Origin of the sequence: Streptomyces sp. 1-11 (assembly GCF_007176755.1) — a bacterium.
GTDB lineage: Bacteria > Actinomycetota > Actinomycetes > Streptomycetales > Streptomycetaceae > Streptomyces.
Window position 1 is genome coordinate 99,660 of the sequence record NZ_BJTV01000016.1, and the last position, 26,900, is coordinate 126,559.

At 75.0% G+C, this 26,900-nt stretch carries 24 protein-coding genes and 1 riboswitch; of the genes, 11 read left to right on the top strand and 13 right to left on the bottom strand.

Annotated features, from left to right (window positions below):
- Positions 1-4: 4 nt before the first annotated feature.
- The 9 genes from cobI to TNCT1_RS28655 form a co-directional block, all read right to left on the bottom strand.
- Positions 5-736, bottom strand: a complete 732-nt coding sequence (gene cobI / locus TNCT1_RS28615; RefSeq protein WP_143637791.1) for a precorrin-2 C(20)-methyltransferase — start codon at positions 734-736, stop codon at positions 5-7.
- On the bottom strand, positions 733-2,100 hold the full coding sequence (locus tag TNCT1_RS28620) for a cobyrinate a,c-diamide synthase (protein ID WP_174266487.1): 1,368 nt from the start codon (positions 2,098-2,100) through the stop codon (positions 733-735). Before TNCT1_RS28620 ends, cobI begins: the two co-directional genes overlap by 4 nt.
- Positions 2,100-2,708, bottom strand: a complete 609-nt coding sequence (gene cobO, locus TNCT1_RS28625) for a cob(I)yrinic acid a,c-diamide adenosyltransferase (protein ID WP_143637795.1) — start codon at positions 2,706-2,708, stop codon at positions 2,100-2,102. The genes TNCT1_RS28620 and cobO overlap by 1 nt, the downstream gene beginning before the upstream one ends.
- Entirely contained in the window at positions 2,708-4,720 is a 2,013-nt protein-coding gene (locus tag TNCT1_RS28630; protein WP_143637797.1) for a putative cobaltochelatase, read from the bottom strand. Before TNCT1_RS28630 ends, cobO begins: the two co-directional genes overlap by 1 nt.
- Positions 4,717-8,382, bottom strand: a complete 3,666-nt coding sequence (cobN, locus tag TNCT1_RS28635) for a cobaltochelatase subunit CobN (protein WP_174266488.1) — start codon at positions 8,380-8,382, stop codon at positions 4,717-4,719. The genes TNCT1_RS28630 and cobN overlap by 4 nt, the downstream gene beginning before the upstream one ends.
- The gene (locus TNCT1_RS28640; RefSeq protein ID WP_143637799.1) at positions 8,379-9,887 is read right to left on the bottom strand and encodes a cobyric acid synthase; all 1,509 of its coding nucleotides are present in this window, start codon (positions 9,885-9,887) and stop codon (positions 8,379-8,381) included. The genes cobN and TNCT1_RS28640 overlap by 4 nt, the downstream gene beginning before the upstream one ends.
- Positions 9,884-10,828: a cobalamin biosynthesis protein gene (locus TNCT1_RS28645; RefSeq protein ID WP_143637800.1), complete on the bottom strand. Its 945-nt coding sequence runs from the start codon at positions 10,826-10,828 to the stop codon at positions 9,884-9,886. The genes TNCT1_RS28640 and TNCT1_RS28645 overlap by 4 nt, the downstream gene beginning before the upstream one ends.
- A gap of 122 nt (positions 10,829-10,950) precedes the next feature.
- A riboswitch (cobalamin riboswitch) is annotated at positions 10,951-11,024 on the bottom strand.
- Between the two features lie 173 nt (positions 11,025-11,197).
- Positions 11,198-11,425, bottom strand: coding sequence for a hypothetical protein (locus TNCT1_RS28650; RefSeq protein ID WP_143637802.1), 228 nt, complete (start codon positions 11,423-11,425; stop codon positions 11,198-11,200).
- Between the two features lie 24 nt (positions 11,426-11,449).
- Positions 11,450-12,730 (bottom strand): inorganic phosphate transporter, encoded by a 1,281-nt coding sequence (locus tag TNCT1_RS28655; protein ID WP_143637803.1) that lies wholly within the window; start codon positions 12,728-12,730, stop codon positions 11,450-11,452.
- A gap of 348 nt (positions 12,731-13,078) precedes the next feature.
- Between TNCT1_RS28655 and TNCT1_RS28660 the strand changes: the two genes are divergently transcribed.
- The 6 genes from TNCT1_RS28660 to TNCT1_RS28685 all read left to right on the top strand — a co-directional run bounded on the left by TNCT1_RS28660 (position 13,079) and on the right by TNCT1_RS28685 (position 20,077).
- A complete protein-coding gene (locus TNCT1_RS28660; protein ID WP_143637804.1) occupies positions 13,079-13,744 on the top strand; it encodes a class II aldolase/adducin family protein in 666 nt (221 codons plus the stop codon).
- Positions 13,745-13,886: 142 nt separating this feature from the next.
- Positions 13,887-15,014, top strand: a complete 1,128-nt coding sequence (locus tag TNCT1_RS28665) for an alpha/beta hydrolase (RefSeq protein ID WP_143637805.1) — start codon at positions 13,887-13,889, stop codon at positions 15,012-15,014.
- A gap of 180 nt (positions 15,015-15,194) precedes the next feature.
- Positions 15,195-16,604, top strand: coding sequence for a hypothetical protein (locus tag TNCT1_RS28670; protein ID WP_174266489.1), 1,410 nt, complete (start codon positions 15,195-15,197; stop codon positions 16,602-16,604).
- A gap of 386 nt (positions 16,605-16,990) precedes the next feature.
- A complete protein-coding gene (locus tag TNCT1_RS28675; RefSeq protein WP_143637807.1) occupies positions 16,991-18,589 on the top strand; it encodes an ABC-F family ATP-binding cassette domain-containing protein in 1,599 nt (532 codons plus the stop codon).
- A gap of 335 nt (positions 18,590-18,924) precedes the next feature.
- Positions 18,925-19,146: a helix-turn-helix domain-containing protein gene (locus tag TNCT1_RS28680; protein ID WP_010355597.1), complete on the top strand. Its 222-nt coding sequence runs from the start codon at positions 18,925-18,927 to the stop codon at positions 19,144-19,146.
- A gap of 127 nt (positions 19,147-19,273) precedes the next feature.
- Positions 19,274-20,077 (top strand): enoyl-CoA hydratase/isomerase family protein, encoded by an 804-nt coding sequence (locus tag TNCT1_RS28685; protein ID WP_143637808.1) that lies wholly within the window; start codon positions 19,274-19,276, stop codon positions 20,075-20,077.
- Between the two features lie 123 nt (positions 20,078-20,200).
- Here the strand turns inward: TNCT1_RS28685 and TNCT1_RS28690 are convergent, their stop codons facing one another.
- Positions 20,201-20,926: a nucleopolyhedrovirus P10 family protein gene (locus TNCT1_RS28690; RefSeq protein WP_143637809.1), complete on the bottom strand. Its 726-nt coding sequence runs from the start codon at positions 20,924-20,926 to the stop codon at positions 20,201-20,203.
- Between the two features lie 87 nt (positions 20,927-21,013).
- On the opposite strand from TNCT1_RS28690, the gene TNCT1_RS28695 reads away from it, so the two are divergent.
- The 5 genes from TNCT1_RS28695 to amaP all read left to right on the top strand — a co-directional run bounded on the left by TNCT1_RS28695 (position 21,014) and on the right by amaP (position 23,380).
- Positions 21,014-21,487, top strand: a complete 474-nt coding sequence (locus TNCT1_RS28695) for an Asp23/Gls24 family envelope stress response protein (RefSeq protein WP_143637810.1) — start codon at positions 21,014-21,016, stop codon at positions 21,485-21,487.
- A 63-nt stretch (positions 21,488-21,550) separates the two neighbouring features.
- Positions 21,551-21,745, top strand: a complete 195-nt coding sequence (locus tag TNCT1_RS28700) for a hypothetical protein (RefSeq protein ID WP_143637811.1) — start codon at positions 21,551-21,553, stop codon at positions 21,743-21,745.
- Positions 21,742-22,161, top strand: a complete 420-nt coding sequence (locus TNCT1_RS28705) for an Asp23/Gls24 family envelope stress response protein (protein WP_143637813.1) — start codon at positions 21,742-21,744, stop codon at positions 22,159-22,161. Before TNCT1_RS28700 ends, TNCT1_RS28705 begins: the two co-directional genes overlap by 4 nt.
- On the top strand, positions 22,158-22,793 hold the full coding sequence (locus TNCT1_RS28710; RefSeq protein ID WP_143637815.1) for a DUF6286 domain-containing protein: 636 nt from the start codon (positions 22,158-22,160) through the stop codon (positions 22,791-22,793). Before TNCT1_RS28705 ends, TNCT1_RS28710 begins: the two co-directional genes overlap by 4 nt.
- The gene (amaP, locus tag TNCT1_RS28715; RefSeq protein ID WP_143637817.1) at positions 22,790-23,380 is read left to right on the top strand and encodes an alkaline shock response membrane anchor protein AmaP; all 591 of its coding nucleotides are present in this window, start codon (positions 22,790-22,792) and stop codon (positions 23,378-23,380) included. The genes TNCT1_RS28710 and amaP overlap by 4 nt, the downstream gene beginning before the upstream one ends.
- Before the next feature lie 54 nt (positions 23,381-23,434).
- Here amaP and TNCT1_RS28720 read toward each other — a convergent pair whose 3' ends face one another.
- The 3 genes from TNCT1_RS28720 to TNCT1_RS28730 all read right to left on the bottom strand — a co-directional run bounded on the left by TNCT1_RS28720 (position 23,435) and on the right by TNCT1_RS28730 (position 26,893).
- Positions 23,435-24,190 (bottom strand): SDR family oxidoreductase, encoded by a 756-nt coding sequence (locus tag TNCT1_RS28720; protein WP_143637819.1) that lies wholly within the window; start codon positions 24,188-24,190, stop codon positions 23,435-23,437.
- A gap of 5 nt (positions 24,191-24,195) precedes the next feature.
- Positions 24,196-25,980 (bottom strand): glycoside hydrolase family 15 protein, encoded by a 1,785-nt coding sequence (locus TNCT1_RS28725; RefSeq protein WP_143637821.1) that lies wholly within the window; start codon positions 25,978-25,980, stop codon positions 24,196-24,198.
- 100 nt (positions 25,981-26,080) lie between these two features.
- Positions 26,081-26,893 carry an SURF1 family protein gene (locus tag TNCT1_RS28730; protein ID WP_281294558.1) on the bottom strand — a complete coding sequence of 271 codons (813 nt, stop codon included), beginning with the start codon at positions 26,891-26,893 and terminating at the stop codon, positions 26,081-26,083.
- Positions 26,894-26,900 lie beyond the last annotated feature (7 nt).

A 26,900-nucleotide genomic window follows, 5' to 3' on the forward strand; every position in this document is an offset into this window, starting at 1 on the left:
CGTCTCACAGCTTCCCGCCCCGCCCGCCGTCGCGCCGCGGCGGCGCGATCAGCGTGGAGAGGTACGGCAGCGGCGCCCCGTCCAGCTCGGCGGCCGGCCGCACCGACTCCTCCGGCAGCCCGAGCGCCGAGCCCCACACCGCGTCCTGGATCCGCCCGGTCTCCCGCAGCGCCTCGGCGACCTCGGTGGCCTGCCGCCCGAACTTGTACGCCACGACCGTGCCCGGCCCCGCCAGCGCCTCCCTGAGCGCCGCCGAGCCCGCCGTCACCGGCACCAGGGTCAGCGGCTCGGTGCCCTCCGTCAGCACCGCGCCGGAGCGCGCCGCCAGATCCTGCATGGCGGTGATCCCGGGCACGGTCTGCACCACGGTCCCCGGCACCAGCTCCGCGATGGTCTGCGCGAGATACGTGAACGTCGAGTACACGTTGGGATCGCCGATGGTGGCGAAGGCGACCGACCCGTGCCGCTCCAGCAGCCCGGCGACCCGCTCGCCCGCCGCGTCCCAGGCGGCCTCCCGGCGGGCCCGGTCGGTCCGCTCGTTCAGCGCGAACACCACCCGGACGACCTTCTCCGCGGGCACGTAGTGCAGCACCGTCGCCTCGGCCCGGCCGCGCTCGCCCGTGTCCAGCACGGGGACGACGACGACCTCGGCCGCGCGCAGCGCGTTGACCCCCTTGACGGTCACCAGCTCCGGGTCGCCGGGTCCGACCCCGACTCCGACCAGCCTGCTGCTCATGACGTCCGGCACCTCTCCACGAACCGACGGGCGGCACCGGGCGCGGCGGCCCAGTGCGTGTGCAGATAACTCGCGTGCACGCCCTGCTGTACGAAACCCTCGACGCGCCGGACCGGAGCCGTGAGCCCCCAGGCGGGAGCGGCGCCGGCGCCCGGCTCGACGACCGTGCGGTGGAACTCGTGCCCGCGCGTGCGCGTCCCCGCGACGGCCAGCACACTGTCGCCGACGGCCACCGCCTCCCGGTAGCCGAGAGTGAGCCGTTCGCCCATGCGGGCGCCGGCGTCCAGCACCCCGCACATGGGCCGCCCGTCCAGCTCCCGGCACAGGTAGAGCAGCCCCGCGCACTCCGCGGCCACCGGAGCGCCGCCCAGCGCGAGTCCGGCGACCGCCTCGCGCAGCGGCTCGTTGGCGGACAGCTCGGCCGCGTACACCTCCGGGAAGCCGCCCCCGACGACCAGCCCGGCGGTGCCCGCGGGCAGTTTCTCGTCCCGGAGCGGGTCGAAGGTGACGACCTCGGCGCCGGCGGCGGCGAGCAGCTCGGCGTGCTCCGCGTAGGAGAAGGTGAACGCCGGGCCGCCGGCGACGGCGACCACCGGCCCCCGCCTCCCGGCGGGCCCGGCCGCGGCGGCCAGGGCCTCGGCCGGGTCCCAGGGCGCGCCCGGCACCGCGCCCGCGCTCCGCGCCAGCCGCAGGAGCGCGTCCAGATCGCAGCCCTCGGACACCGCGGCCGCCATGGCCGCCACGGCGTCCACCGCCGCGGCCCGCCGCTCGGCGGCCGGGACCAGCCCCAGGTGCCGCGACGGCGTGTCCATCCGAGCCGCCCGCCGCAGCACGCCGAGCACCGGAACCCCGGAGGCGTCCAGCGCCTCCCGCAGCAGCGCCTCGTGCCGGTCGGACGCCACCTTGTTGAGGATCACGCCGCCGATCCGCACCTCCGGGTCCCAGGAGGCGAACCCGTGCACCAGGGCCGCCACCGACCGCGACTGCGAGGACGCGTCCACGACCAGCACCACCGGCGCCCGCAGCAGCTTGGCGACATGGGCGGTGGAGGCCAGCTCGCCCTGGCCCGCCGCCCCGTCGTACAGCCCCATCACGCCCTCGACCACGGCGAGGCCGCACCCCCGCGCCCCGTGCAGGAACAGCGGAGCGACCAGCTCCGGCCCGCACAGGTACGCGTCCAGGTTGCGGCCCGTCCGCCCGGCGGCGAGCGCGTGGTACCCGGGGTCGATGTAGTCCGGCCCGACCTTGTGCGGGGACACGGCGAGCCCCCGTGCGGCGAACGCGGCCATCAGCCCCGTGGCGACGGTGGTCTTGCCGCTGCCCGACGCGGGCGCGGCGACGACCAGCCGGGGCACCGGCGACATCACCACTCGATGCCCTTCTGGCCCTTCTGGCCCACGTCCATGGGGTGCTTGACCTTGGACATGTCGGTGACCAGATCGGCGAGATCCACCAGCTTGCGCGGCGCGTTCCGCCCCGTGATCACCACGTGCTGGGTGCCCGGCCGGGCGCGCAGCACGTCCACCACCTCGTCCGTGTCCACCCAGCCCCAGTGCATCGGGTAGGCGAACTCGTCCAGCACGTACAGCCGGTACGTCTCGGCCGCCAGGTCCCGCTTGACCTGCTCCCAGCCCTCCCGGGCCTTCTCCTCGTTGGTCGCGTTGTCACCCTGGATGTCCCGCTGCACCCAGGACCAGCCCTCGCCCATCTTGTGCCAGTCGACGCTCCCGCCCTCGCCGGAGGCCCCGAGCACGCGCAGCGCGTTCTCCTCGCCGACCTTCCACTTGGCGGACTTGACGAACTGGAACACCCCGATCGGCCACCCCTGGTTCCAGGCCCGCAGCGCCAGCCCGAAGGCGGCGGTGGACTTGCCCTTGCCGACGCCGGTGTGCACGACGACCAGCGGACGGTTGCGGCGCTGACGGGTCGTCAGCCCGTCGTCCGGTACGACACTCGGCTGCCCCTGCGGCATTACGCGGCCCTCCTCGAAGTCCCCTGCACATCCCTGACCAGCCCGGCGATCGAGTCGGCCCGCAGCTCGTCCAGCGTCACCGCGGTGCCGCCCAGGTCGCCCGCGAGCCGCCCGGCGAGCCCGAGCCGCACCGGCCCCGACTCGCAGTCCACGACCACCGAGGCGACGCCCTCCGCCGCGAACAGCCGCGCCGCCCGCCCCGCCAGGGCCACCGGCTCAGGGCCGCCGGTGGCCCGTCCGTCCGTCACCACCACGACCAGCGGCCGCCGCGCCGGATCCCGCAGCCGCTCCACCCGCAGCGCCTCGTGCGCCTTCAGCAGCCCGGCCGCCAGCGGCGTACGGCCGCCGGTCGGCAGCGACTCCAGCCGGACGGCGGCCGCGTCGACGGAGGAGGTCGGCGGCAGCGCCAGGTCGGCGGCGGACCCCCGGAAGGTCACCAGACCCACCTTGTCCCGCCGCTGGTAGGCGTCGAGGAGCAGCGACAGCACCGCGCCCTTCACGGCGCTCATCCGCTGCCGCGCCGCCATCGACCCGGAGGCGTCCACCACGAACAGCACGAGGTTGCCCTCCCGCCCCTCCCTGGTCGCCTGCCGCAGATCGTCCCGGCGGACCACGAGACCGGGCCCGGACCGCCCCCGCGCCCGCTGGTGCGGCGCCGCCGCCAGCACGGTCGCCGCCAGATGCAGCTTGGTCAGCGCGCCCCGGGGCCGCCTGGCCCCGGTGGTCCGCCCGTGCTCGGTACGCGCCCGCGAACGCCGGCCGGCCGCGCCCTCGCCGACGCCGGGCACGCTCAGCACCTTCGTGCGGAACGGCTCGGCGGCCCGTGCGGCCGGCTGCTCCTGCCCCCCGGAGGGCTGCGGCTGCCCGCCCGCACCGTTCTCCGGCGGCGCGGCCGCGCCGCCGTCGTCCTCCGGGCCGCCGTCGGGCGCCGGCTGCCCGCCACCGCCGCCGGGGCCCTCGGGGCCGGGGTCGGGGTCGTCGTCGCCCTCGTCCTCGCCCTCGCCGGAGAACTGCTCCAGCGTCTCGTCCAGCTTGTCCTCGTCCAGCCCCGGCGCGTCGAAGGGGTTGCGCCGCCGCCGGTGCGGGAGCGCGAGCAGCGCGGCCTGCCGCACGTCCTCGGCGAGCACCTCGGTCCGCCCCGCCCACGCGGCCAGCGCGGTCGCGGTACGGGCCATCACGATGTCGGCGCGCATGCCGTCCACCTCGAAGGCCGCGCAGGTCGCCGCGATCTGCCGCAGCGCGCCGTCGCCGAGGCGCACCCGCGGCAGCAACTCCCTCGCGGCGACGATCCGCTGCCGGACGGCGGCCTCCTCGCCGGCCCACCGCGCGGCGAAGGCGCCGGGGTCGTTGTCGTACGCCAGCCGGCGCCGTACCACCTCCACCCGCTGGTCCGGCTCCCGCGAGGCGGCGACCTCCACGGTCAGCCCGAACCGGTCGAGCAACTGCGGCCGCAGCTCGCCCTCCTCGGGGTTCATGGTCCCGACGAGCAGGAACCGGGCGGCGTGCCGGACCGAGACCCCCTCGCGCTCGACGTAGGAGGCGCCCATCGCGGCCGCGTCCAGCAGCAGGTCCACGAGATGGTCGTGCAGGAGGTTGACCTCGTCCACGTACAGGATCCCGCGGTGGGCGTCGGCCAGCAGGCCCGGTTCGAACGCCTTCACGCCCTCGGCGAGCGCCCGCTCGATGTCCAGGGCGCCGACCAGCCGGTCCTCGGACGCGCCCACGGGCAACTCGACCATCCGCGCGGGCCGTTCGGCGCCCTCGCCGGTCCGGTGCGGACCGTCCGGGCAGGACGGGTCCGGTGCCGCCGGGTCACAGGAGAACCGGCACCCGGGGACGACGGCGACCCGCGGCAGCAGCGCGGACAGGGCACGGACGGCCGTGCTCTTCGCGGTGCCCTTCTCGCCGCGCACCAGCACACCGCCGACCGCCGGCGACACGGCGTTCAGCAGCAGCGCGAGCCGCAGGTCGTCCTGGCCGACAACGGCCGTGAAAGGGAACGGGGTGGTCACTGGTCGCCCTCCAAGTCGCCTTCCAGCTCCAGGTAGGTGGCGCGCAGCCGCTCCAGCGTGTCCGCGTCCGGCTCCGCCCACAGCCCGCGGTCCGCCGCCTCCAGCAGCCGCTCGGTGATGCCGCGCAGCGCCCACGGGTTGGACTTCTTCATGAAGTCCCGGTTCTCCGGGTCGAAGACGTACTCCGCGCTGAGCTTCTCGTACATCCAGTCGTCGACCACGCCCGCCGTGGCGTCGTAGCCGAACAGGTAGTCCACGGTCGCCGCCATCTCGAAGGCGCCCTTGTAGCCGTGCCGGCGCATCGCCGCCATCCAGCGCGGGTTGACCACCCGCGCCCGGAACACGCGGTGCGTCTCCTCGCCGAGCGTGCGGGTCCGCACCTGGTCCGGCACGGCGGAGTCGCCCACGTACGCCTCGGGGTTGGCGCCGGTGAGGTGGCGCACCATGGCGACCATGCCGCCGTGGTACTGGAAGTAGTCGTCGGCGTCGACCAGGTCGTGCTCCCGGGTGTCGACGTTCTTCGCCGCCACCGCGATCCGCCTGAACGCCGTCTCCATGTCCCCGCGCGCCGCCCGCCCGTCGAGCCCGCGCCCGTAGGCGTAACCGCCCCACACCGCGTACACCTCGGCGAGGTCGGCGTCGGAGCGCCAGTTGCGGGCGTCGATCAGCGGCAGCAGTCCGGCGCCGTACGCGCCCGGCTTGGAGCCGAAGATGCGGGCGGTCGCCCGCCGGCGGTCGCCGTGCTCCGCGGTGTCCTCGTCCACGTGCGCCCGCACGTGGTTGACCTCGGCGGGCTCGTCCAGCTCGGCCACCGCCCGGACCGCGTCGTCGATCAGCCCGACCACGTGCGGGAACGCGTCCCGGAAGAAGCCGGAGATGCGCACCGTGACGTCGATGCGCGGCCGGCCCAGCTCCTCGGGGGGGATCACCTCGAAGCCGGTCACCCGGCGCGAGGCGTCGTCCCAGACCGGACGGCAGCCCAGCAGCGCCAGGATCTCGGCGATGTCGTCGCCCTGGGTGCGCATCGCGGAGGTGCCCCAGACGGTGAGCCCGACGGACTTCGGGTACTCGCCGGTGTCCTGGAGGTACCGGGTGACCAGGGAGTCCGCCAGGGACTGCCCGACTTCCCAGCTCAGGCGCGAGGGGATGGCCTTGGGGTCGACGGAGTAGAAGTTGCGGCCCGTCGGCAGCACGTTGACCAGACCGCGGGTGGGGGAGCCCGAGGGGCCCGCGGGCACGTAACCGCCGTCCAGGGCCCGCAGGATGTGCCCGATCTCGTCGGTGGTGCGGGCGAGGCGCGGCACGACCTCGGTGCACGCGAACTCCAGCACGGCGACGGCGTCGGGCAGTTCGGTGCCGAGGACGTCGCCGACGAGACCCCGGACGGCTGAGACGTCCCAGCCGCGCTCCTCCATGCCCTCCGCGAGCCGCCGGCACAGCTGCTCCAGCAGGTCGACCGCGTCGGACGCGGTGCGCGCCGGTCCCTCCACCAGGTCGGTCAGCTCTACCGGCGCCTTCACCGGGGCGCCGGGCTCGGCCAGCAGCTCCTTCTCGTCCAGCCCGAAGTGGGCGGCCAGCGAGGCCCGCAGCCCCGGCAGCGCGTTCGCCCGCCCGCCCCACACCTGGGAGGCGCGCAGCACGGCCAGGACCAGGTTCACCCGCGGTTCGGCCTCCGGGCCGCCCCCGAGGACGTGCAGTCCGTCGCGGATCTGCACGTCCTTGATCTCGCACAGATAGCCGTCGATGTGCATGACGAACTCGTCGAACGCCTCGTCGTCCGGCTGCTCGTCGACGTGCAGGTCGTGGTGCAGCTCGGCCGCCTTGACCAGCGTCCAGATCTGCGCCCGCACCGCCGGCGCCTTCGCCGGGTCCAGGTCGGAGACGAGCGCGTACTCGTCCAGGAGCTGTTCCAGCTTGGCCAGGTCGCCGTAGGTGTCCGCGCGTGCCATCGGCGGCACCAGGTGGTCGACCACCGTGGCGTGCCCGCGCCGCTTGGCCTGGGTGCCCTCGCCGGGGTCGTTGACGATGAACGGGTAGACCAGCGGGAGGTCGCCGAGCACCGCGTCGGGGGCGCAGCCGCCGCTCAGGCCCAGGCCCTTGCCCGGCAGCCACTCCATCGTGCCGTGCTTGCCCATGTGCACGATCGCGTCGGCGCCGAAGCCGCCCTCGGACGGCGCGGCCTCCAGCCAGCGGTAGGCGGCCATGTAGTGGTGGGAGGGCGGCATGTCGGGGTCGTGGTAGATCGCGATCGGGTTCTCGCCGAATCCGCGCGGCGGCTGGATCATCACGACGACGTTCCCGAACCGCAGGGAGGCGAGCACGATGTCCTCGCCGTCCACGTACAGGCTGCCCGGCGGCTCGCCCCACGCCTCGGTCATCGCCTCCCGCAGCCCGGGGTCGAGCCGGCCGAACCACTCCCGGTACGCGGCCAGCGGCACCCGGGCGGGCGCGGCGGCCAGTTGCTCCTCCGTCAGCCACTCCACGTCGTGCCCGCCGGCCTCGATCAGCCGGTGGATCAGCTCGTCGCCGTTGTCCGGGTAGCCCTCGGCCAGGTATCCGGCGTCCCGCAGCGCGTCCAGCACCCGCACCGCCGAGGCGGGCGTGTCCAGGCCGACCGCGTTGCCGACCCGGGAGTGCTTGGTCGGGTAGGCGGTGAAGACCAGCGCGATCCGCTTGTCGGCGTTCGGCTTGTGCCGCAGCCCGGCGTGCCGGACGGCGATCCCGGCGACCCGCGCGGCCCGCTCGGGGTCGGCGACGTACACCGGGACCTCGTCCGGGCCCTGCTCCTTGAAGGAGAACGGCACGGTGACGAGCCGGCCGTCGAACTCCGGGATGGCCACCTGCATCGCCGCGTCCATGGGGGACAGGGCGGCGTCCGACTCCAGCCAGGCGGCCCGCGACGAGGTGAGGCACAGCCCCTGCAGCACGGGCACGTCGAGGCCGGCGAGCGCCCCGACGTCCCAGGACTCCTCGTCGCCGCCGGCGGACGCCTGCGAGGCGTGCGTGCCGCCGGCCGCCAGCACGGTGGCGACCAGGGCGTCGGCGCGCCCCAGCAGCTCGTACAGCCCCGGGTCCGCGTCGCGCAGCGAACCGCAGTACACCGGAAGGGCGTTGGCGCCGCGCGCCTCGATCGCCTCGCACAGCGTGTCCACGAAGGCGGTGTTGCCGCTCAGTTCGTGCGCCCGGTAGAACAGCACGCCCACGGTCGGGCGGCCGTCGCGGAGCGCGTACGAGCCGTGGACGCCGAACTCCGGCATCCGGCGCGGCTCCTCGAACCCCTCGCCGGTGAGCAGGACGGTGTCGGAGAGGAACCGCGCGAGCTCGGTCAGGTTCTCCGGGCCGCCCTCGACGAGGTACTCGAGCGCCTGAGCCACCACGCCCGCGGGCACGGACGACTCGGCCATCAGCTCGGCGTCCGGCACCGTCTCGCCGCCCAGCAGCACGGTCGGGACGCCGGACGCCCGCAGCGCGGCCAGCCCGTCCTCCCAGGCGCGCCTGCCGCCCAGCAGCCGTACCACCGCGAGGTCCGCGCCCTCGATCAGCCCCGGCAGCTCCCCGGCCACGTCCACCCGGGCCGGATTGCCGATCCGGTACCCGGCGCCGGAGGCCCGGGCCGCCAGCAGATCGGTGTCGGCGGTCGACAACAACAACACTGTGCTCATGCGGGCGCTCCCGGTGGAATGAAAGGCAGTCCTTGCGGCGCGCCCGACTCGATGAGCCGCCACAGCGCGTCCGTGTCCGCGTGCTGTTCGATCAGGTCGCCGAGCCGGTCGAGCTGCTCCTCGCGCAGCGCGGCGAACGAGGTGGCGGGGGCCGGCACGAAGCGGCGCCCCGCGGCGGCCGCCACCTCGCGCAGGAAGGCCCGGCGGAAGCCGTCCGACTCCAGCGAGCCGTGCCAGTGCGTGCCCCACACCGAGCCGACCCGGCAGCCGTCGAGGAAGGCCTCGCCGCCGAGCACCTCGGCGACCCCGTGATGGATCTCGTACCCCTCGACCGGCTCGCCCAGGGCCTCGCCGGACGGCCGGGCCAGGGTCTTCTCGCGGGCGAACCGCACTCGCACGGGGAGCATGCCGAGCCCGTCGACGGCGCCGGCGCGCGACTCGACCTCGTCCTCGATGTGCTCGCCGAGGACCTGGAAGCCGCCGCATATCCCGAGCACCGGGCGGCCCTGCGCGGCCCGGCGCGCGAGCGCGTCCGCGAGCCCGCGCTCGCGCAGCCACGCCAGCGCCCGCACGGTCCCGCGGGTGCCCGGGACCACCACCAGGTCGGCGTCGGCGAGTTCCTCCGGCCGGTCCACGAACCGCACCACGACGCCCGGTTCGGCGGCCAGCGCGTCCACGTCGGTGAAGTTGGACATCAGCGGGACGGCGCACACGGCGACCCGCAGCACGTCCTCGCCGGCCGGCGGCGTCACGGCGGACTCCCTGACGGCGCCGCGCAGCGAGACGCGCAGCCCGTCCTCCTCGTCGATGCCGAGCCCGTGCCGGAACGGCAGCACTCCGTAGGTGCGCCGCCCGGTGAGGCCCTGGAGCATGTCGAGGCCCGGCTCCAGCAGGGAGACGTCCCCGCGGAACTTGTTCACCAGGAACCCGGCGACCAGTTCCTGGTCCTCGGGCGCCAGCAGGGCGACGGTGCCGAAGAAGGAGGCGAAGACGCCGCCCCGGTCGATGTCGCCGACCACGAGCACGGGCAGCCGCGCGCCCCGCGCGACGCCCATGTTGACGATGTCCGTCCGCCGCAGGTTGATCTCCGCGGGCGATCCGGCCCCCTCGCAGATCACCGCGTCATACGTGCCCCGCAACTCGGCGAGGCAGTCCAGCACCGTGCCCAGCAGCCGCTGCTGCCGGCCGCCGTGGTAGCCGCGCGCGCTCATCTCGCCCACCGGCCTGCCCAGCAGCACCACCTGGCTGCTCTGCTCACCGCCCGGCTTGAGCAGCACCGGGTTCATCAGCGCGGTCGGCTCCACCCGGCAGGCCTGCGCCTGCATCGCCTGCGCCCGCCCGATCTCGGCGCCCTCGCGGGTGACGAAGGAGTTGAGGGACATGTTCTGCGCCTTGAACGGCGCGACCTTCACGCCCTGGCGCACCAGCCACCGGCAGATACCGGCCGTCACGACGCTCTTGCCGGCGTCGGAGGTGGTGCCGGCGACGAGGAGACCGCCGTTCACTTGCCACGTCCCTTCACGAGGAGGCGCGCGCCGGCGGTGACACCGAGCGCGAGCAGGCCGACCCGGCGGGAGAGCCGTACGGCCCGTTCGATGTCGGCGGCCCGGACGGTCCGCCCGGCGCCGCCGTTGAGCACGGGCCGGTGCTCCACCCGCCCGGCGTAGGAGAGCGTCCCGCCCAGCCGCACCCCGAGGGCGCCGGCGAACGACGCCTCCACGGGCCCGGCGTTGGGGCTCGGGTGCCTGGCCGCGTCGGCCCGCCAGGCCCGCACGGCGCCGCGCGGGTCAGGACCCGCGAGCGCGGCGAGCACCGCGGTCAGCCGGGCCCCCGGCCACCCGGCGACGTCGTCGAGGCGGGCGGACGCCCAGCCGTACCGGCGCAGCCGGGGCGACTTGTGACCGACCATCGCGTCCAGGGTGTTGACGGCCCGGAACCCGAGCAGACCCGGCACCCCGCCCACGGCGCCCCACACCAGCGCGCCCACGACGGCGTCGGAGGTGTTCTCGGCGACGGACTCGACCACGGCCCGGGCGATCCCGTCGGCGTCCAGCGCCTGCGGGTCCCGGCCGCACAGGTGGGGCAGCCGCGCCCGGGCCGCCGTCAGGTCCCCGGCCTCCAGGGCGCGCCCGACGGTCCGGGCCTCGCGGGCGAGGGAGGTGCCCCCGACGACGGCCCAGGTGGCCACGCCGGTCAGCGCGGCGGAGGCGACGGGGGAGCGGCGCACGGCCCGTTCGGCGACGAGTCCGGCGGCCACGGCGCCGCCGGCGCACACGGCGGTGTGCAGCGCGCCCCAGCCGCGGTGGTCGTGCCACAGCACGCGTTCCACGGCAGCGGCCGCCCGCCCGAACACGGCGACCGGGTGCCCGCGGCGGGGATCGCCGAGGAGCAGGTCGCCGAGAAGGCCGGCGGCGGCGCCGTACGCGTAAGCGCGATCGGCACCCATCGGCTCAGCCGGCCGTGGGCACAGGGGCGGTCCTTGCGGCTGTCCTCGATCTGCGGCCGAGCATGGCGATATGTGTCCTCACTCAGGGTGTCCACGCCCTGGTTCGACGAAGCCGGCGGTGAGAGTTCCTGGCTCCCGGGGATCGCTCCCCGGTCACAGTGGCGGGACCGCGCCGGATTCGCACCGGGCTTCCTCTCCTGCCGCCGTACATGGCCCGGGCAGTCCACCACGCCCCCCGAAGGGCCGTCAACTTGCCTTTGACCTGCGGGGGGAGAGTGTGCTGAGCCCCACACCGGCGCGATCGGGACAGCGAAAAGGCTCCCCGCCGGAACACACACCGGCGGGGAGCCTCTTCGGGAACTGCTCAGGTCAGGGCTTGGCCACGATCAGGTAGATGCCGTACGCCACGGCCGCCGCGCACGCGGCGAAGCACACGTAGGCGCCGGTCACGGCGAGCCCGGCGGACCCGCCCTGCGCCGCCGCCCGCTCCCGGCGGGCCAGGCCGTTGACGCCGAGGGTGAACAGGGCCACCAGGCCCACCGCGAAGGCGAGGCTGACGCCGAAGACGGATCCGATGGCCGCCCAGTCGATCTTCATGTCGCTATTCCTCCGGTAACCGGGTCAGACGGTGGCGGCCGGCGGGACGGCCGGGGCGGCCGGTGCCGTGACTTCGACGACGGCCGTGGCCGGGCCGCCGGACTGCTCCGGGAAGCTGACGACCGGACCCTCGCCGAGGGCGGCGGCGCCGGCCGGCGGCGGGGCCACCGCGGCGATCGCGGTGGTCACCACACCGGCGGGCTCGTCGGTGCCGTTGACGTTGGTGTGGTCGACGACCTCGCGGCGGGACAGCTTCCAGATGACGGCGCTGGAGCCGACCAGGAAGACCGCGACGAGGGCGGTGCCCCAGTCGCCCAGGCCCGTGACGGACTCGGCGAGGGCGCCGACCAGGGCGGCGGCGGGCAGGGTCAGGACCCAGGCGACCGCCATGCGGGTGGCGGTGGACCAGCGGACCACACCGCCCTTGCGGCCCAGGCCCGCGCCCATCACCGAACCGGAGACGACGTGCGTGGTGGACAGCGAGAAGCCCAGGTGCGAGGAGGCCAGGATGGCGGTGGCGGCGCTGGTCTGGGCGGCGAAGCCCTGACGCGGCTCCAGCTCGGTCAGGCCCTTGCCCATGGTGCGGATGATGCGCCAGCCGCCGATGTAGGTGCCGAGCGCGATGGCCAGGCCGGCGGAGAGGATCACCCAGGTGGGAGGGTTGGAGCCCGGGGCGATGGCGCCGCCCGCGATCAGCGCCAGGGTGATGATGCCCATCGTCTTCTGGGCGTCGTTGGTGCCGTGGGCGAGGGAGACCAGTCCGGCGGAGGCGATCTGGCCGGCGCGGTAGCCCTTGCGGGTGGCCTCGCCCTCGGCCTTGCCGCCGATCCCGTAGGAGAAGCGCGTGGACAGCATGGCGGCCAGGCCGGCCACGACCGGGGCGGCGACCGCCGGCAGCAGCACCTTGGTGACCAGGACGTCGCCGTGCACGGCGCCGAAGCCCGCCGAGGCGACGGTGGCGCCGATCAGGCCGCCCATCAGGGCGTGGGAGGAGCTGGAGGGCAGTCCCACCAGCCAGGTCAGCAGGTTCCAGAGGATCGCGCCGACCAGGGCGGCGAAGATGACCTCGGGACGGATGCCGTTCTCATCGACGAGACCCTTGGAGATCGTGTTGGCGACCTCCACGGAGAGGAAAGCGCCCACCAGGTTCAGCGCGGCGGACATGGCCACCGCGACCTTGGGCTTGAGCGCACCGGTCGAGATGGTGGTGGCCATCGCGTTGGCGGTGTCGTGGAAACCGTTCGTGAAATCGAACGCGAGTGCGGTTACCACCACAATCGCGAGGATCAGCGAGAAGCTTTCCATTTACCCAGGCAATCGTTCGAGCGTCATTGGCGGGTTGAACGTAGGCAACCTGGGTGAACGGAAGGTGAACTGGGCCGGGCGCGGGAGTGTCGGGAACGGCGGTCCGGGATTCCGCTACGGGCCGGCGCCCGGACGCCCCTTGGCCCCTGGCCGCGCGCGAGGCCCCGCGGCGGCCCCCGCGGCCCGGGAAAGAGATTCCGGTCACTCCCGCCGGCCCGCCTCCCGCCGTGCCGCCGGGACGTCCACGACGACCGCCCGCCGGGCGGTGAACCGGCCCCTGACGTGCTGTGACGGGCGATCCACAGCGGGTGGCCCGCCCCGCGCCCGGCGGGCTGGCAGGATCACGGCATGGCTGAACAGCGGCGCGACACGGAAGAGCGGCAGCGGGTCTGGGCGGAACTGGTCGCCACGGCCCGCCGGACCGTGACCGACGGGCTGGTCGTCGGCACCTCGGGCAACCTCTCCGCACGCGTGGGGGACCTCGTGCTGGTCACCCCCACGGGCGTGCCCTACGACCGGCTCACCCCGGCCGACGTCACCGCCGTAGACCTCGACGGCCGGCAGGTGCTCGGCACGCTCGTGCCGACCAGCGAGCTGCCGATGCACCTCGCCGTGTACCGCTCCACCGGCGCCCGGGCCGTCGTCCACACCCACGCCGTGCACGCCACCGCCGTCTCCACCCTCGTCGATGAGCTGCCCCCGATCCACTACATGACCGCCGCCCTCGGCGGCCCGGTCCGGGTCGCCCCCTACGCGGCCTACGGCACCGACGAACTGGCCGGGAACATGCTCACGGCGCTGGCCGGCCGCTCCGGCTGCCTGCTGCGCAACCACGGCATGGTCACCCACGGCGCCACCCTCGACCAGGCCTACGACCGCACCGCCCAGCTCGAGTGGATGTGCCGGCTGTGGCTGACGGCCTCCTCCGTGCCGGGACTGACGCCCGCTCTGCTGACGGAGGCACACATCGCCGAGGCCGGGGCACGCTTGAAGGGATACGGACAACGGAGGTGACCCCTTGTCGTCGCACAGCCATCCGCCCCGTCCCCCGGCCGCCCGGCTGCCCCTGGCCCGGCTGACCCCCGGCCGCCGGCCCCTGCCGTCCGGCCCGGCCCTCCGGCTGGCCGGTTCCGGCGCCCCCCGTGACACTGGAGCCGTGCGCACCGTCAGAGCCACCGCCGCCGCCCTCGGCGCCGTCCTGGCCGCCGGCGCGGCCTCCGTCGCCGCCGGCCGGCTGGCCAGCGACGCCGCACTGAAGGCGGCACCGGGCCGGCCGCTGCCCACCGAACCCCGGCTCACCGTGCACGGCACCTCCGCTGGGCGGATCGCCCTCACCCGCGACCTGGCGTCGCTGCGCCCCGGCACCTACGGCCTGGCCGGCGACGGCTCACACGCGGTCGTCGGGCCGCTGCTGGACTCGGCCGAGCACACCGCCGACAGCGTCGTCAGGCGCCTGATACGCGTCACCCACGGCACCTTCGCCCCCGGCGACCCGGTGTGGCTCACCCCGAACGTCCACGTCGGCGACCCGGGCACCGCACTCGGCCTCGAACACGCCGACCTCGACGTGCCCGGGGAACTCGGTACGCTGCCCGCCTGGTTCGTGCCCGGACACCGGGACGCCTGGGTGATCGCGGTGCACGGCCTCGGCACCACCCGCGAGCACGCCCTGAACGTCATGACGTACCTCCACCGCCGCCGCGTCCCGGTCCTCGCCCTCGCCTACCGCGGCGACCTCGGCGCCCCGCGCCCGCCGGACGGCCTCAACCACCTCGGCCAGACGGAGTGGCGCGACGTGGACGCGGCGATCCGGCACGCCGTCCGCTGCGGCGCCGACCGGGTCGTCCTCCTCGGCTGGTCCACCGGCGCCACCATGGCCCTGCGCGCCGCCGAGCACTCCGCCGTGCGCGACCGCGTCGCCGGGCTGGTCCTGGACTCGCCGGTACTGAACTGGCAGGCCACGCTGCGCGCCCTCGCCCAGGCCCGGCACACCCCCGACGCCCTGCTGCCGCTCGCGGTGCGGGCCGCGCAGGGCCGGGCCGGACTGCACGCCGACCGCGGCGCCCACGCCGCCGACCCCGGCCGGCTCGGCGTGCCCACCCTGATCATCCACGGCCCCGACGACGTGGTGGCCCCGTGGGAGTACTCCCGCCGCCTCGCCGCCCGCCGCCCCGACCTCATCGCGCTGCACACCGTCGCCCAGGCCCCGCACGCGGCCATGTGGAACGCCGACCCGGACGAGTACGAGGAGCGGCTGCGCCGGTTCCTGACCCCGCTGATGTGACGGCCGGCGGCGGACTCCGGTACGGCGCCGGTCCGCCCGCCGCCGGCCGTTCCGCCAAGGGCCGCACCCCTGGCCTGATCCCGCCTGCGGCCGCCCGCCGACCGGGCGCGCAGGCCGGCCCCGTCGCCCCCTGGGGCATTCCGTTTGGGTTTTCGCACCGTCAACCGGAAGACTGCACCCGTGACGTCCCGTATCCCGCGCGACTCCAGGCTTCGACTCGTCCGACCGCGACCCCTGGCCGCCGCCCCCAGAGCTGTGAACCAGCGACGCCCGCGCCGCCCCGCACCCCGGCCGCCGGAGGGCACCCCCGCCCCGGCCGAGCTGGCCCGAATGGCGCGCACCGGTCTGGCCGGTGCGGTCCGGGTGGCCCGCTGGGCCGACTCCGCCCTCGGCCCCGGCAGCGACGCCGCCACCGCCGACGGCAAGGCCACCCTCTCCGACGCGACCGCCGAACGGGCCGCCGCCGGCCTCGGCCTGGACGCCGACCGGGTCCGGGCCGACTGGGACACCGCCCGCCTCGCCGGACTCATCGAGGTGCACGGGGACAACGCGCGCCCCGGCTGGCGGCTGCGCGCCTGGGACCGCGACGACAGCGCCGTGCTGCGCGGCTGGGTCGCCCTGTTCGACGCCTGGTCGCTGGCCAGCCCGGAGCCCGCGGAGTTCGAGCCGGCCGCCGTCGCCGAGGTCGTCTCCGCCATGCCCCAGGTGCTGTCCTTCCTGCAGCTGTCCGCCGGCCCCGTGCCCGTGGAGCAACTGCTCGACCTGCTCCAGCAGCGGGTCACCGAACTGCGCACCGAGCGCTGCGAGGTCTCCTACGAGCCCGGCGCCGCCGGCGCGTCGGGCCCCGCGGAGCCCCGGCCCACCGCGGACACCCCGCTCGCCCCGCTCCTGGACTGGGCCCTGACCGCCCTCGCCGCGGTCGGCGCCCTGACCTACGGCGACGGCCAGGCCACGCTCACCCCGCTGGGCAGCTGGGCGGTCTGGGTCAAGCTGGAGCAGATCTGCGTGGCCGCGCAGAGCCCGGCCGGCAACATCGAGCAGTCCGCCGAGGACATGCTCCGCGGCTGTGCCCAGCTCCGCCCCAACGCCGCCCGCGCCGAGTACCGCGCCTGGCTCGCCGCCCGCCCCGTCGGCAGCGCCGTCACCGAGCTGCTCGCCGCCGCCCGCGGCGACGACGCCCTGCTGCGCGGCCTCGCCTTCGAGGCGCTGCGCGTCGTCGGCGCCCCCGCCGAACCCGAGGTGCACGCGGTCCTGGACGACCCCGCCCTCAGGCCGTACGCGCTGCTGTGGCTCGCCGAGCACGACGGCGTCGACCCGGAGGACGCCCACGAGGTCCTCACCCGCGAGGAGGCCACCTGGCTGTGGGTCGACACCGCCGCGGCCGTGGCCGACCACGGCGAGACGTCGATGCTGATACGGCACCTGGAGGCCGCGGTGCAGCCCACCGTCCCCACGCTGCTGGACGAGGTCCGCGCCGTCGGCCACCCGCGCACCGTGCAGGTCCTGGTCGCCCTCGCCGCCGCCCACCCCGACCCGGCCCTCGCCAAGGCCGTCCGGCGGGCCGCCTTCCAGGTGCACACCGGCGGCTGAACCGGAGCGCCCGACCGGCCGGGAAGCGCCGTCGGCCGCCGCGTCCCGGCGGGCGCGCCGGCGCTTCCCGGCCGGTCAGCCGCCGGTCCCGGGCGCGAACCGTGCTCCCGGTCCGCCGGAGTGCCGCGGCCCCCGGAGCCGACCGTCACCGCGACCTCCCCCTTGCCCTGGCCCTGAACCGGCACGGCGTGCGCCACCGTGCCGCCCGCCGTCCCGAGCCCCGCAGCCGCCGCCGGCATCCACCGGCAGGCGCGGGGGACGGACCCAGGAAAACCGCTTGCACGGTCCCGTTAGACTTGGCCCATGGCCATTCTCCTCGCGCATTAGACGGCGGGAACGTCCTCAGCCGCCCACCGCCAATCCTCAGTACGCCCTGGAGTCTGTCCGTGATCTCCGCTTCCGGTATCGAGCTGCGCGCCGGTGCGCGCGTCCTCATCGAGAACGCCACCTTCCGTGTCGCCAAGGGCGACCGCATCGGCCTCGTCGGCCGCAACGGCGCGGGAAAGACCACCCTCACCAAGTGCCTGGCCGGCGAGGGCATCCCGGCCGGCGGCCAGATCGCCCGCTCCGGCGAGGTCGGCTACCTCCCGCAGGACCCCCGCACCGGCGACCTCGACGTCCTCGCCCGCGACCGCATCCTCTCCGCGCGCGGCCTCGACGTGCTGCTGCGCAAGATGCGCGAGAACGAGCAGCGCATCGCCAACGGCCAGGGCGCCACCCGGGAGAAGGCGCTCAAGCAGTACGAGCGCCAGGAGACCGAGTTCCTCACCAAGGGCGGCTACGCGGCCGAGGCCGAGGCCGCTACCATCGCCGCGGCGCTCAACCTGCCCGACCGGGTCCTCGGCCAGCCGCTCCACACGCTCTCCGGCGGACAGCGTCGGCGCATCGAGCTGGCCCGCATCCTGTTCTCCGACGCGGACACCCTGCTGCTGGACGAGCCGACCAACCACCTCGACGCCGACTCGATCATCTGGCTGCGCGACTACCTGAAGACCTACCGCGGCGGCTTCATCGTGATCTCCCACGACGTCGACCTGGTCGAGACGGTCGTCAACAAGGTGTTCTACCTGGACGCCAACCGCGCGCAGATCGACGTCTACAACATGGGCTGGAAGCTCTACCAGCAGCAGCGCGAGGCCGACGAGAAGCGCCGCAAGCGCGAGCGCGCCAACGCCGAGAAGAAGGCCGCCGCCCTGCACTCGCAGGCCGACAAGATGCGCGCCAAGGCCACCAAGACGGTCGCCGCGCAGAACATGGCCCGCCGCGCCGACAAGCTGCTCTCCGGTCTGGAGGCGGTCCGGCAGTCCGACAAGGTCGCCAAGCTCCGCTTCCCGGACCCCGCGCCCTGCGGCAAGACCCCGCTGATGGCCGAGGGCCTGTCCAAGTCGTACGGCTCGCTGGAGATCTTCACCGACGTCGACCTGGCCATCGACAAGGGCTCGCGGGTCGTCATCCTCGGCCTCAACGGCGCCGGCAAGACCACGCTGCTGCGCCTCCTCGGCGGCGTCGAGCAGCCCGACACCGGCGAGGTCGTCCCCGGTCACGGCCTCAAGCTCGGCTACTACGCCCAGGAGCACGAGACCCTGGACCCCGAGCGCACGGTCCTGGAGAACATGCGCTCGGCGGCGCCCGACATGGACCTGGTCGAGGTCCGCAAGGTGCTCGGCTCGTTCCTGTTCTCCGGCGACGACGTCGACAAGCCGGCCGGGGTGCTCTCCGGCGGCGAGAAGACCCGGCTGGCCCTCGCCACGCTGGTCGTCTCCTCCGCCAACGTCCTGCTGCTGGACGAGCCGACCAACAACCTGGACCCGGCCAGCCGCGAGGAGATCCTCGGCGCCCTGCGCACCTACAAGGGCGCGGTCGTCCTGGTCACCCACGACGAGGGCGCGGTCGAGGCGCTGCAGCCGGAGCGGATCATCCTGCTGCCGGACGGCGTCGAGGACCTGTGGGGCTCCGACTACGCCGATCTCGTCGCCCTGGCTTGATCGAAAGTCTGATCCACGGCGTATGGATCATTCGGCCGAGCCGTGATCCATCATCTGTGTGAGATCTCCTCGTACCGACGTGTGTCGTACACCGATTTCGCGGCCGATCCCCCCGGTACCAAGGGATCGGCCGCCTCGCGTCCCTGACCTGGCAGTTCGCGGAACCACCCGTTCGGCCGTGTGTCCCCAAGGTCATGGAATCCGGGATTCCGTATGTGGGGATGCGCTCCTGTCGTCACGGCGATGTCTCACGGACCTTGCCGAATGGGTGGCCATCCCGCCCCGGAGGGGTGATCATGAGGAGACCAGAGCGCACTTCCCATGAGGAGGCACGGGTGGCCGAGACTCTGAAGAAGGGCAGCCGGGTGACCGGCGCCGCGCGCGACAAGCTCGCGGCAGACCTGAAGAAGAAGTACGACTCCGGTGCGAGCATCCGGGCGCTGGCCGAGGAGACCGGCCGCTCGTATGGCTTCGTGCACCGGATGCTCAGCGAGTCGGGCGTCACGCTCCGTGGGCGTGGCGGAGCGACCCGGGGCAAGAAGGCCGCAACGTCCTGACTCCGGGCGGCCATCGGCTTCGATGGTGGCCACCCGGCCAGCAGTCTGAACGGCCGGGTGGTTACTGTGCAGTCACTTAGCATGCCGTACGGCAATGTGTGATGACCGCACCCATCGGAGGCGCCCCATGGCTTCGCCCGACCAGGACCTCGCTCCTGTACTCGACAAGGACGGCGTACGGCTCACCGTCGACGACGCGCTCGCCACGGTGACGCTGGCCAACCCGGCCAAGCGCAACGCGCAGAGCCCCGCCATGTGGCGGGCGCTCACCGAGGCCGGCCGGCTGCTGCCGGGCTCCGTCCGCGTCGTGGTGCTGCGGGGCGAGGGCCAGTCCTTCTCCGCCGGGCTGGACCGCATGATGTTCACCCCGGACGGTATCCCGGGCGAGCCGACCTTCATCGAACTCGCGCGTCGTGACGACGCCGGGCTCGACGCGACCATCGCCGAATACCAGGAGGCGTTCACCTGGTGGCGGCGCAACGACATCGTGTCCGTCGCCGCCGTACAGGGGCATGCGATCGGTGCCGGGTTCCAGCTCGCGCTCGCCTGCGATCTGCGGGTCGTCGCGGACGACGTGCAGTTCGCCATGCGCGAGACCTCGCTCGGCCTCGTTCCCGACCTGACCGGCACGCATCCGCTGGTCGGGCTGGTCGGGTACGCCCGCGCGCTGGAGATCTGCGCGACGGGCAGGTTCGTCGGAGCCGACGAGGCGGTGGCCTCCGGGCTGGCCAACCTCGCGGTGCCCGCGGCCGAACTCGACGGCGCGGCCCGGGACCTGGCCGCGGCGTTGCTGGCCGCTCCGCGCGACGCGGTCGTGGAGACCAAGGCGCTGCTGCGGGGCGCCCCGGAACGGGACTACGACACCCAGCGGGCCGCCGAACGGGCCGCCCAGGCCCGGCGACTGCGGGACCTGGCCGGCATCGGAGAGTAAGCCCGCGGCACGCGGCGCGATGCGTGCCGTCGGTCATGCCACGCCGGTGATCAGGACGGCCGCCGCCGGGTGGTCGCCCAGGGCGTCCGGCACCGCTTCACGGTCCCGCCGGGCCGTCTCTCGTCAAGCCACGCCGGTGATCAGGACGGCTACCGTCGGGTGGTCGTCCAGGGCGTCCCGCACCGCCTCGCGGACCCGTCGGGACACGTCCAGAGCCCGGTGGGTGCCGTCCGTCGCCAGTTCCACGCGGACGTGCCGGTGCGGCAGCGCGGCGGCCCCGGCGCGCCGCTCGATGTGGACGGCCCGGCCGAGACCGCCGAGCGACCCGGTCAGCCGGGTGACCCCGGGGACGGACAGCGCCGCCGCCGCCGCGCGGGCCTCGTCGCCGGCCGCGGGCTCCCGGGCGGCCGGCGGCCGCGGGGCGTCCACCGGCGGGCCCGGCTCGTCCGCCGCCTCCAGCAGTTCCGTCACCCGCAGGTCCACCTCCGTCACCGCCAGGCCCAGGACGTCCGTCGCCGCCGTCAACAGGGCCAGCCGCAGGCGGGACGCCGTCGCCGGCAGCGGCTCGGCGGCCGGGGCCGCGAAGTCCGCCGCGATCCGCAGGCCGCCCGCGGGCAGCGCGCCCGGCGGCCGCGGTACGACGGGGTCGTGGACGTCGTCCGGATCGGCGAGCGTGATCCGCGCCGTGCCGAGGCGCACGCCCGGCACCCCGCCCGCGGCACGCCCCAGCACCGCCTCGACCGCCCGCTGGACGATCCACGCGCCGTCGCGCGGGCCGCCGAGCGGCAGCAGTCTGCCCAGGCCCGGCCGCTGCCCCGCCACCCGTGTCCACCGGTCTTCTGCCGTCATTCCTCCAGCCTGCCGCATCCACGGCGCGCAATCGCGCAACCTTGCTTACGGTGGTCGGAGAACGACGACCGAAAGGGACGTGCGGCGATGACCGAGATGACGACGACCCCAGACGGTGACAACGAGCCACAGCTGACGACCCGCAAGCCCACCCGGCGCGGTGGCGGAGACCCGGCGACCCGCGGGCGTACCACCATTTCCGACGGTGTCGTGGAGAAGATCGCCGGGATGGCCGCCCGCGACGTGCTCGGCGTGTACGCCCTGGGCAGCGGACTGGCCCGGACCTTCGGCGCGGTGCGCGACCGGGTGCCGGGCGGCTCGAAGTCCGTGACCCGGGGAGTGAAGGCGGAGGTCGGCGAGGTGCAGGCCGCGCTCGACCTGGAGATCGTCGTGGAGTACGGCGTGTCCATCTCCGACGTCGCCCGCTCGGTGCGGGAGAACGTGGTCGACGCCGTCGAGCGGATGGCGGGACTCGAGGTCGTCGAGGTCAACATCGCGGTGAGCGACGTCAAGCTGCCCGAGGAAGAGGAGGAGGAGCCCGAGCCGCCCCGCATCCAGTGACGCCCCGGCCGCCCGGGGCCGCGCCCCCGGGACCGCCCCGCCGACGGACTGAAGGAGTGCTGCATGAGCATGGCCATGGTCGGCATGATCGCCGGAATGGCGCTGGGATTCGCCGGGTACTTCGGCGGCTTCGGGGCCTTCCTGCTGGTGGCGGCGCTGGGCGCCGTCGGGTTCGTCGCCGGCCGGTACCTGGAGGGCGACCTGGAGCCCGGAGACCTCTTCCGGGGCCGGGGCGTCCGGCGCGAGCGGCGGAGATGACCGCCGTGAGCACCGGGACCGGCACGGCGCGCCCGCCGCTGACCCCCGTGCCGCCCGGTGAACGCGGCGCCTTGCGGATCGCGGACCGGGTCGTGGCGAAGATCGCCTCGCGGGCCGCCCGCGAGGCGCTCGGCCCGCTGCCCGCGGACGCCGCCGCCCCGCACGCCGCGGTGGCCGTCCACTCCCACCCCCGGGCCGGCTCCGGGGTGGGAAGCCCCGTCGGCACGGCCCGCGTGCGCGTGCAGGTCGAACTCGCCCACCCCGCCGACATCGGCTCCCGCTGCGCCGCCGTGCGCAGGCGGGTCACCGAGCGGGTGGGCGAACTGGCGTGCATGGAGGTGCTGGAGGTCGCCGTACGGGTCGAGCGGCTGCATCTGGCGCCGCGGCCCGGCACCCTCCACGGGAGGGCGCGATGAGCGAGCCCCACCCGTCCGAGGACACCGGGCGAGCGCCCGTGCCCTACCCCGACGAGGCCGCCGGCGGACCAGCGCCCCTGCTCGACCGGGGCAGCGGCCGCTTCTGGTCGCCGCGCCGGGTCCCCGCGTGCGTCGTCGCCCTGCTCCTGCTGGCCGGCGCGGGCGTCCTGCTGTACGACGTGGTCGCCGTACGCGTCCACCGCCCCGCGATGCACTGGCGCCGCGTACTGGCCCGGCAGCTCGCCGAGCGCCCCCTGGACGACGTGTGGGTGCTGACCGGCGCGGGCGTCGCCGCCGCCCTCGGCCTGTGGCTGGTCGTGCTCGCCCTGACCCCCGGCCTGCGCGCCCTGCTGCCGATGCGGCGTCCGCACGCCGACGTCCGCGCCGGCCTGCGCCGCGACGCGGCCGCCCTGGTGCTGCGCGACCGCGCCCTCACGGTCTCCGGCGTACGCGAGGCGCGGGTGCGGATGCGGCGCCGCCGGGCCCGCGTCCGGGCGCTCGCCCACTTCCGCGAACTGGACGACGTGCGGGCCGACCTTGACACCGTGCTCGGCGACGCGGTCGGCGGGCTCGGCCTCAGCCGGCCGCCGGCGCTGTCGGTCTCCGTCCGGCGGCCCGGACGGAAGGGGTGACGACGGTGCGCACCGGACGCGTGAACCGCGTACTGCTCTTCCTCCTGGGGCTCCTGCTGCTCGCCGGGGGCGGCTCGGTGCTCGCCGTGGGCCTCGGCGTCCGGACGCCGCGCCGCTGGCTGCACGCCGGCCCGCACGACGTCCTGCTCAGCGCCGCCGAGCGCACCCGGTGGCGGGACGCCGGCTGGTGGTGGCCGGCGGTCATCGGGGGCCTGGCCGTCCTCGTCCTGCTCGCCCTGTGGTGGCTCGCCGCGAACCTGCGCCGGCGCCGCCCGGCCGAGGTCCTGGTCGACACCGGGGACGGCGAGGGCGCCCTGCTGCGCGGACCGGCCCTGGCGTCGGCGGTCACCGAGGACGCGGGCCGGCAGCCGGGCGTCGCCCACGCCGAGGCCGTGCTGACCGGCCGCCGCACCAGGCCCGCGGTCAGGGCCGGGCTGCGTCTGGAGCCGGCCGCCGACCCGGCCGGGGCGCTGAGCGAGTTCACCGCCGGGCCCCTGACCCGCGCGCGCGAGTCGGCGGGCCTGGCCTCGCTCCCGGCGGAGGTGCGGCTGCGGGCGGTCAGGCACCGCGCGGAACGGGTCTCCTGACCGCCGTCTCGCGCGGCCCCGGACGAGATGCCCGGCCGCCCGCTCGCGCGGACCTCAGAAGCCGTGCCGCATGCCGCCGTCCACCGGCACCATGATCCCGGTGAGGTAGGAGGCCGCCGGGGACAGCAGGAACGCCGCGACCCTGCCGAACTCCTCCGGCGCCCCGTACCGGCGCAGCGGGATCCGGGACTCGCTCGCCGCCCGGGTCGCCTCCGGATCGGCCGACAGCGAGTCCAGCTCGCGCACCCGGTCCGTGTCGATGCGGCCCGGCAGCAGGCCCACGACCCGGACGCCCCGCGGCCCCAGCTCGTCGGCGACCGACTTCGCGAACCCGGCGAGCCCCGGCCGAAGCCCGTTGGAGATGGTCAGCCCCGGGATGGGCTCGTACACCGAGCCGGACAGCACGAAGCCGATGACACCGCCCGGCTCCAGCTCGGCCCCCGCCGTGCGGGCGAACCGCACCGCGCCGAGGAACACCGACTCGAAGGCGTCCCGCCACTGCTCGTCGGTGTTGTCGGAGACGAACCCCGGCGCCGGGCCGCCGACGCTGACCAGCACGCCGTGGAAGCCGCCGAAGTGCTCCCGGGCGGCCGCGATCAGCCGCTCGGCCGCCTCCGGGTCGGCGTTGCCGACGGCCACGCCCACCGCGTTCGGGCCCAGTTCGGCCGCCGCGTCGGCGACCCGCTTCTCGTCGCGGCCGGTGACGACCACCTTCGCCCCGTCGGCGATCAGCTCCCGCGCGGCGGCGTTGCCCAGCCCCCGCGTCGCGCCGGTGACGACGTACACCCGGTCCTTCAGTCCAAGATCCATGACATCTATCCTGCCCCCTCGCCGCCGAACAGGGCGAGGGCGGTGTTCACCAGCGCGATGTGGCTGAACGCCTGTGGGAAGTTGCCGAGCTGGCGGCCCAGCTCGTGGTCGTACTCCTCCGCGAGCAGCCCCACGTCGTTGACGAGGCCGACCAGCCGCTCGAACAGCTCCCGGGCCTCCGCCGTGCGGCCCGTCATGTGCAGGGCCTGCGCGAGCCAGAAGGAGCAGGCGAGGAAGGCGCCCTCACCGCCCGGCATGCCGTCGACGCCGACCGCGTCGGTGTCGTAACGGCGCACCAGCCCGCCGTGGTCCAGGTCCTCCCGGATCGCGTCTACCGTGCCGATCACCCGCGGGTCGTCGGGCGGCAGGAAGCCGTAGTAGGGGATCAGCAGCAGCGCGGCGTCCAGTTCGCGCGAGCCGTAGTACTGCGTGAAGGTGTTCCGCTCGGGGTCGTACCCCTTCTCGCACACCTCGCGGTGCACCTCGTCGCGCATCGCCCGCCAGCCGTCGATGTCGCCGGGCAGCTCCGGGTACCGCTCCAGGGTCCGTACGGCCCGGTCGGCGGCGACCCACACCATCACCTTGGAGTGCACGAAATGCCGCCGGCCGCCGCGCACCTCCCACAGGCCCTCGTCGGGCTGCCGCCAGGCCGATCGCAGGAACGTCATCAGCTCGCACTGCAGCGACCACATGTGCGGCTTGGCGGACAGGCCGGAGGCGCGGGCCAGGAACAGCGAGTCCATGACCTCGCCGTACACGTCGAGCTGGAGCTGGTCGACAGCCCCGTTGCCGACCCGCACCGGCGCCGAGTCGGCGAAACCGGGCAGCCAGGGCAGCTCCCACTCCGGCAGCCGCCGTTCGCCCGCCACGCCGTACATGATCTGCAGGTCTGCCGGATCGCCGGCCACCGCCCGCAGCAGCCAGTCGCGCCAGGCCTCGGCCTCGCCGTGGTAGCCGGCGGCCAGCAGGGCGCCCAGCGTGAGGGTGGAGTCGCGCAGCCAGCAGAACCGGTAGTCCCAGTTGCGCACACCGCCCGGCTCCTCCGGGAGGGAGGTGGTGGCCGCGGCGACGATCCCGCCGGTCGGGGCGTAGGTGAGCGCCTTGAGGGTGATCAGGGACCGGACGACGGCGTCCCGGTGCGGCCCGGTGTAGCGGCAGCGGGCCGCCCAGCGCCGCCAGTCCCGCTCGCTGGCGCTCAGCGCCGCGTAGGGGTCGACCAGCGCGGGACGCGGCTCGTGCGAGGGATGCCAGGTCAGCACGAACGCGACCCGCTCGCCCTCGGCGAGGGTGAACTCGGAGCGGGTGCAGAAGTCCTCGCCCCAGGTGCGCACATGGGGCTCGGCGCGCAGCCACACCGAGTCCGGCCCGGCGACCGCCACCCGGTGACCGTCGGAGCGGCGCATCCACGGGACGATCGAGCCGTAGTCGAAGCGCAGGCGCAGCTCGCTGCGGACGGTGACCCGCCCGCTGACGCCCTCCACGATGCGTACGACGTCGGGCGCGCGGTCGCGCTGCGGCATCAGGTCGGTCACCCGCACGGTGCCCTCGGCGGTGTCCCACTCGGTGTCGAGGACCAGCGTGTCGGGCCGGTAGGCGCGGCGGGTGCAGGCGCCCGCGCCCTTCGGCGCGATCCGCCAGTGGCCGTTGTCCTCGTCGCCCAGGAGCCTCGCGAAGCAGGCGCCGGAGTCGAAGCGGGGCAGGCACAGCCAGTCGATCGAGCCGTCCCGGCCGACCAGGGCCGCGGTCTGCTCGTCCCCGATGACGGCGTAGTCCTCGATGCGCTCGTTCACAGCATGCGGTTTCCCGGGGGCCCCGGGAGCCAACCAGGCGGTGCGCCGGGGGAGTGACCGGCGCGCCGGGGTCCGGGCGGTCATCCGCCGGCCGGGGCCGTCACACGGTGGCCGGTTCGCTCTCCTCGGAGGCCGTCTCGGCGGCCGCCTCCTCCCGGTCCCGGATCTCGCGCCGGACCAGGAACCACCAGCCCACCGGGACGCCGGCCGCGAACAGCCACCACTGGATCATGTACGCGTAGTTCAGCGGGGCGTCCTCGCTGCCCGGGTCGGAGATCTGCTCCGGGCTGCCGCCCCGGGCCCCGGGCGCCGTCTGCTCGACGTAGCCGCCGAGCACCTTCGCGCCGAGCCGCCGCGCCTCCTCGGCGCTGTTGATCAGCATGATCTGCCGGTCCGGCAGGCCCTTGACGTTCTTGATGCCGCTCGCCGAGGTCGTCTCGTCGGCCTTCAGCCGCCCGGTGAGGGTCAGCCGGCCGGCGGGCGGCGCGGGCACCTGGGGGAAGTCGGTCTGCACGCCGTTCGCCGGGACCCAGCCCCGGTTGACCAGCAGCACCCGGCCGTCGGTGAGCACGAAGGGGGTCAGGACGTGGAAGCCGACCTCGCCGTCGGCGTTGGTCCGGCGCCGGACCACCACCTCACGGGCGGCGTCGAAGGTACCGGTCGCGGTGACCGTCCGGTACTTCTCGGTGCGGGTCACCGAGTGGCCGGGGGAGGTGAGCCGTTCCACCGGGACCGGCTCGGCGTGCAGCGCCCGCGAGACCAGGTCGTTGCGCGCGGTGCGCTCCTCGTACCGGTGCTTCTGCCAGAAGCCCAGCTTTATCATCGTCGGGATCAGTGCGATCGCGATGACGGTGAGGATCACCCACTGGCGGGTCAGCAGGAAGCGGTAGCGGTGCACCCCACGACGGTACATCCGGGCC

Coding starts and splice junctions, on each gene's coding strand:
- TNCT1_RS28695 (WP_143637810.1), top strand. CDS start 21,014: ATGACCGAGATGACGACGACCCCAGACGGTGACAACGAGCCACAGCTG.
- TNCT1_RS28655 (WP_143637803.1), bottom strand. CDS start 12,730: ATGGAAAGCTTCTCGCTGATCCTCGCGATTGTGGTGGTAACCGCACTC.
- cobO (WP_143637795.1), bottom strand. CDS start 2,708: ATGCCGCAGGGGCAGCCGAGTGTCGTACCGGACGACGGGCTGACGACC.
- TNCT1_RS28660 (WP_143637804.1), top strand. CDS start 13,079: ATGGCTGAACAGCGGCGCGACACGGAAGAGCGGCAGCGGGTCTGGGCG.
- TNCT1_RS28710 (WP_143637815.1), top strand. CDS start 22,158: ATGAGCGAGCCCCACCCGTCCGAGGACACCGGGCGAGCGCCCGTGCCC.
- TNCT1_RS28620 (WP_174266487.1), bottom strand. CDS start 2,100: ATGTCGCCGGTGCCCCGGCTGGTCGTCGCCGCGCCCGCGTCGGGCAGC.
- TNCT1_RS28700 (WP_143637811.1), top strand. CDS start 21,551: ATGAGCATGGCCATGGTCGGCATGATCGCCGGAATGGCGCTGGGATTC.
- TNCT1_RS28690 (WP_143637809.1), bottom strand. CDS start 20,926: ATGACGGCAGAAGACCGGTGGACACGGGTGGCGGGGCAGCGGCCGGGC.
- cobI (WP_143637791.1), bottom strand. CDS start 736: ATGAGCAGCAGGCTGGTCGGAGTCGGGGTCGGACCCGGCGACCCGGAG.
- cobN (WP_174266488.1), bottom strand. CDS start 8,382: ATGAGCACAGTGTTGTTGTTGTCGACCGCCGACACCGATCTGCTGGCG.
- TNCT1_RS28730 (WP_281294558.1), bottom strand. CDS start 26,893: ATGTACCGTCGTGGGGTGCACCGCTACCGCTTCCTGCTGACCCGCCAG.
- TNCT1_RS28645 (WP_143637800.1), bottom strand. CDS start 10,828: ATGGGTGCCGATCGCGCTTACGCGTACGGCGCCGCCGCCGGCCTTCTC.
- TNCT1_RS28705 (WP_143637813.1), top strand. CDS start 21,742: ATGACCGCCGTGAGCACCGGGACCGGCACGGCGCGCCCGCCGCTGACC.
- TNCT1_RS28650 (WP_143637802.1), bottom strand. CDS start 11,425: ATGAAGATCGACTGGGCGGCCATCGGATCCGTCTTCGGCGTCAGCCTC.
- TNCT1_RS28720 (WP_143637819.1), bottom strand. CDS start 24,190: ATGGATCTTGGACTGAAGGACCGGGTGTACGTCGTCACCGGCGCGACG.
- TNCT1_RS28685 (WP_143637808.1), top strand. CDS start 19,274: ATGGCTTCGCCCGACCAGGACCTCGCTCCTGTACTCGACAAGGACGGC.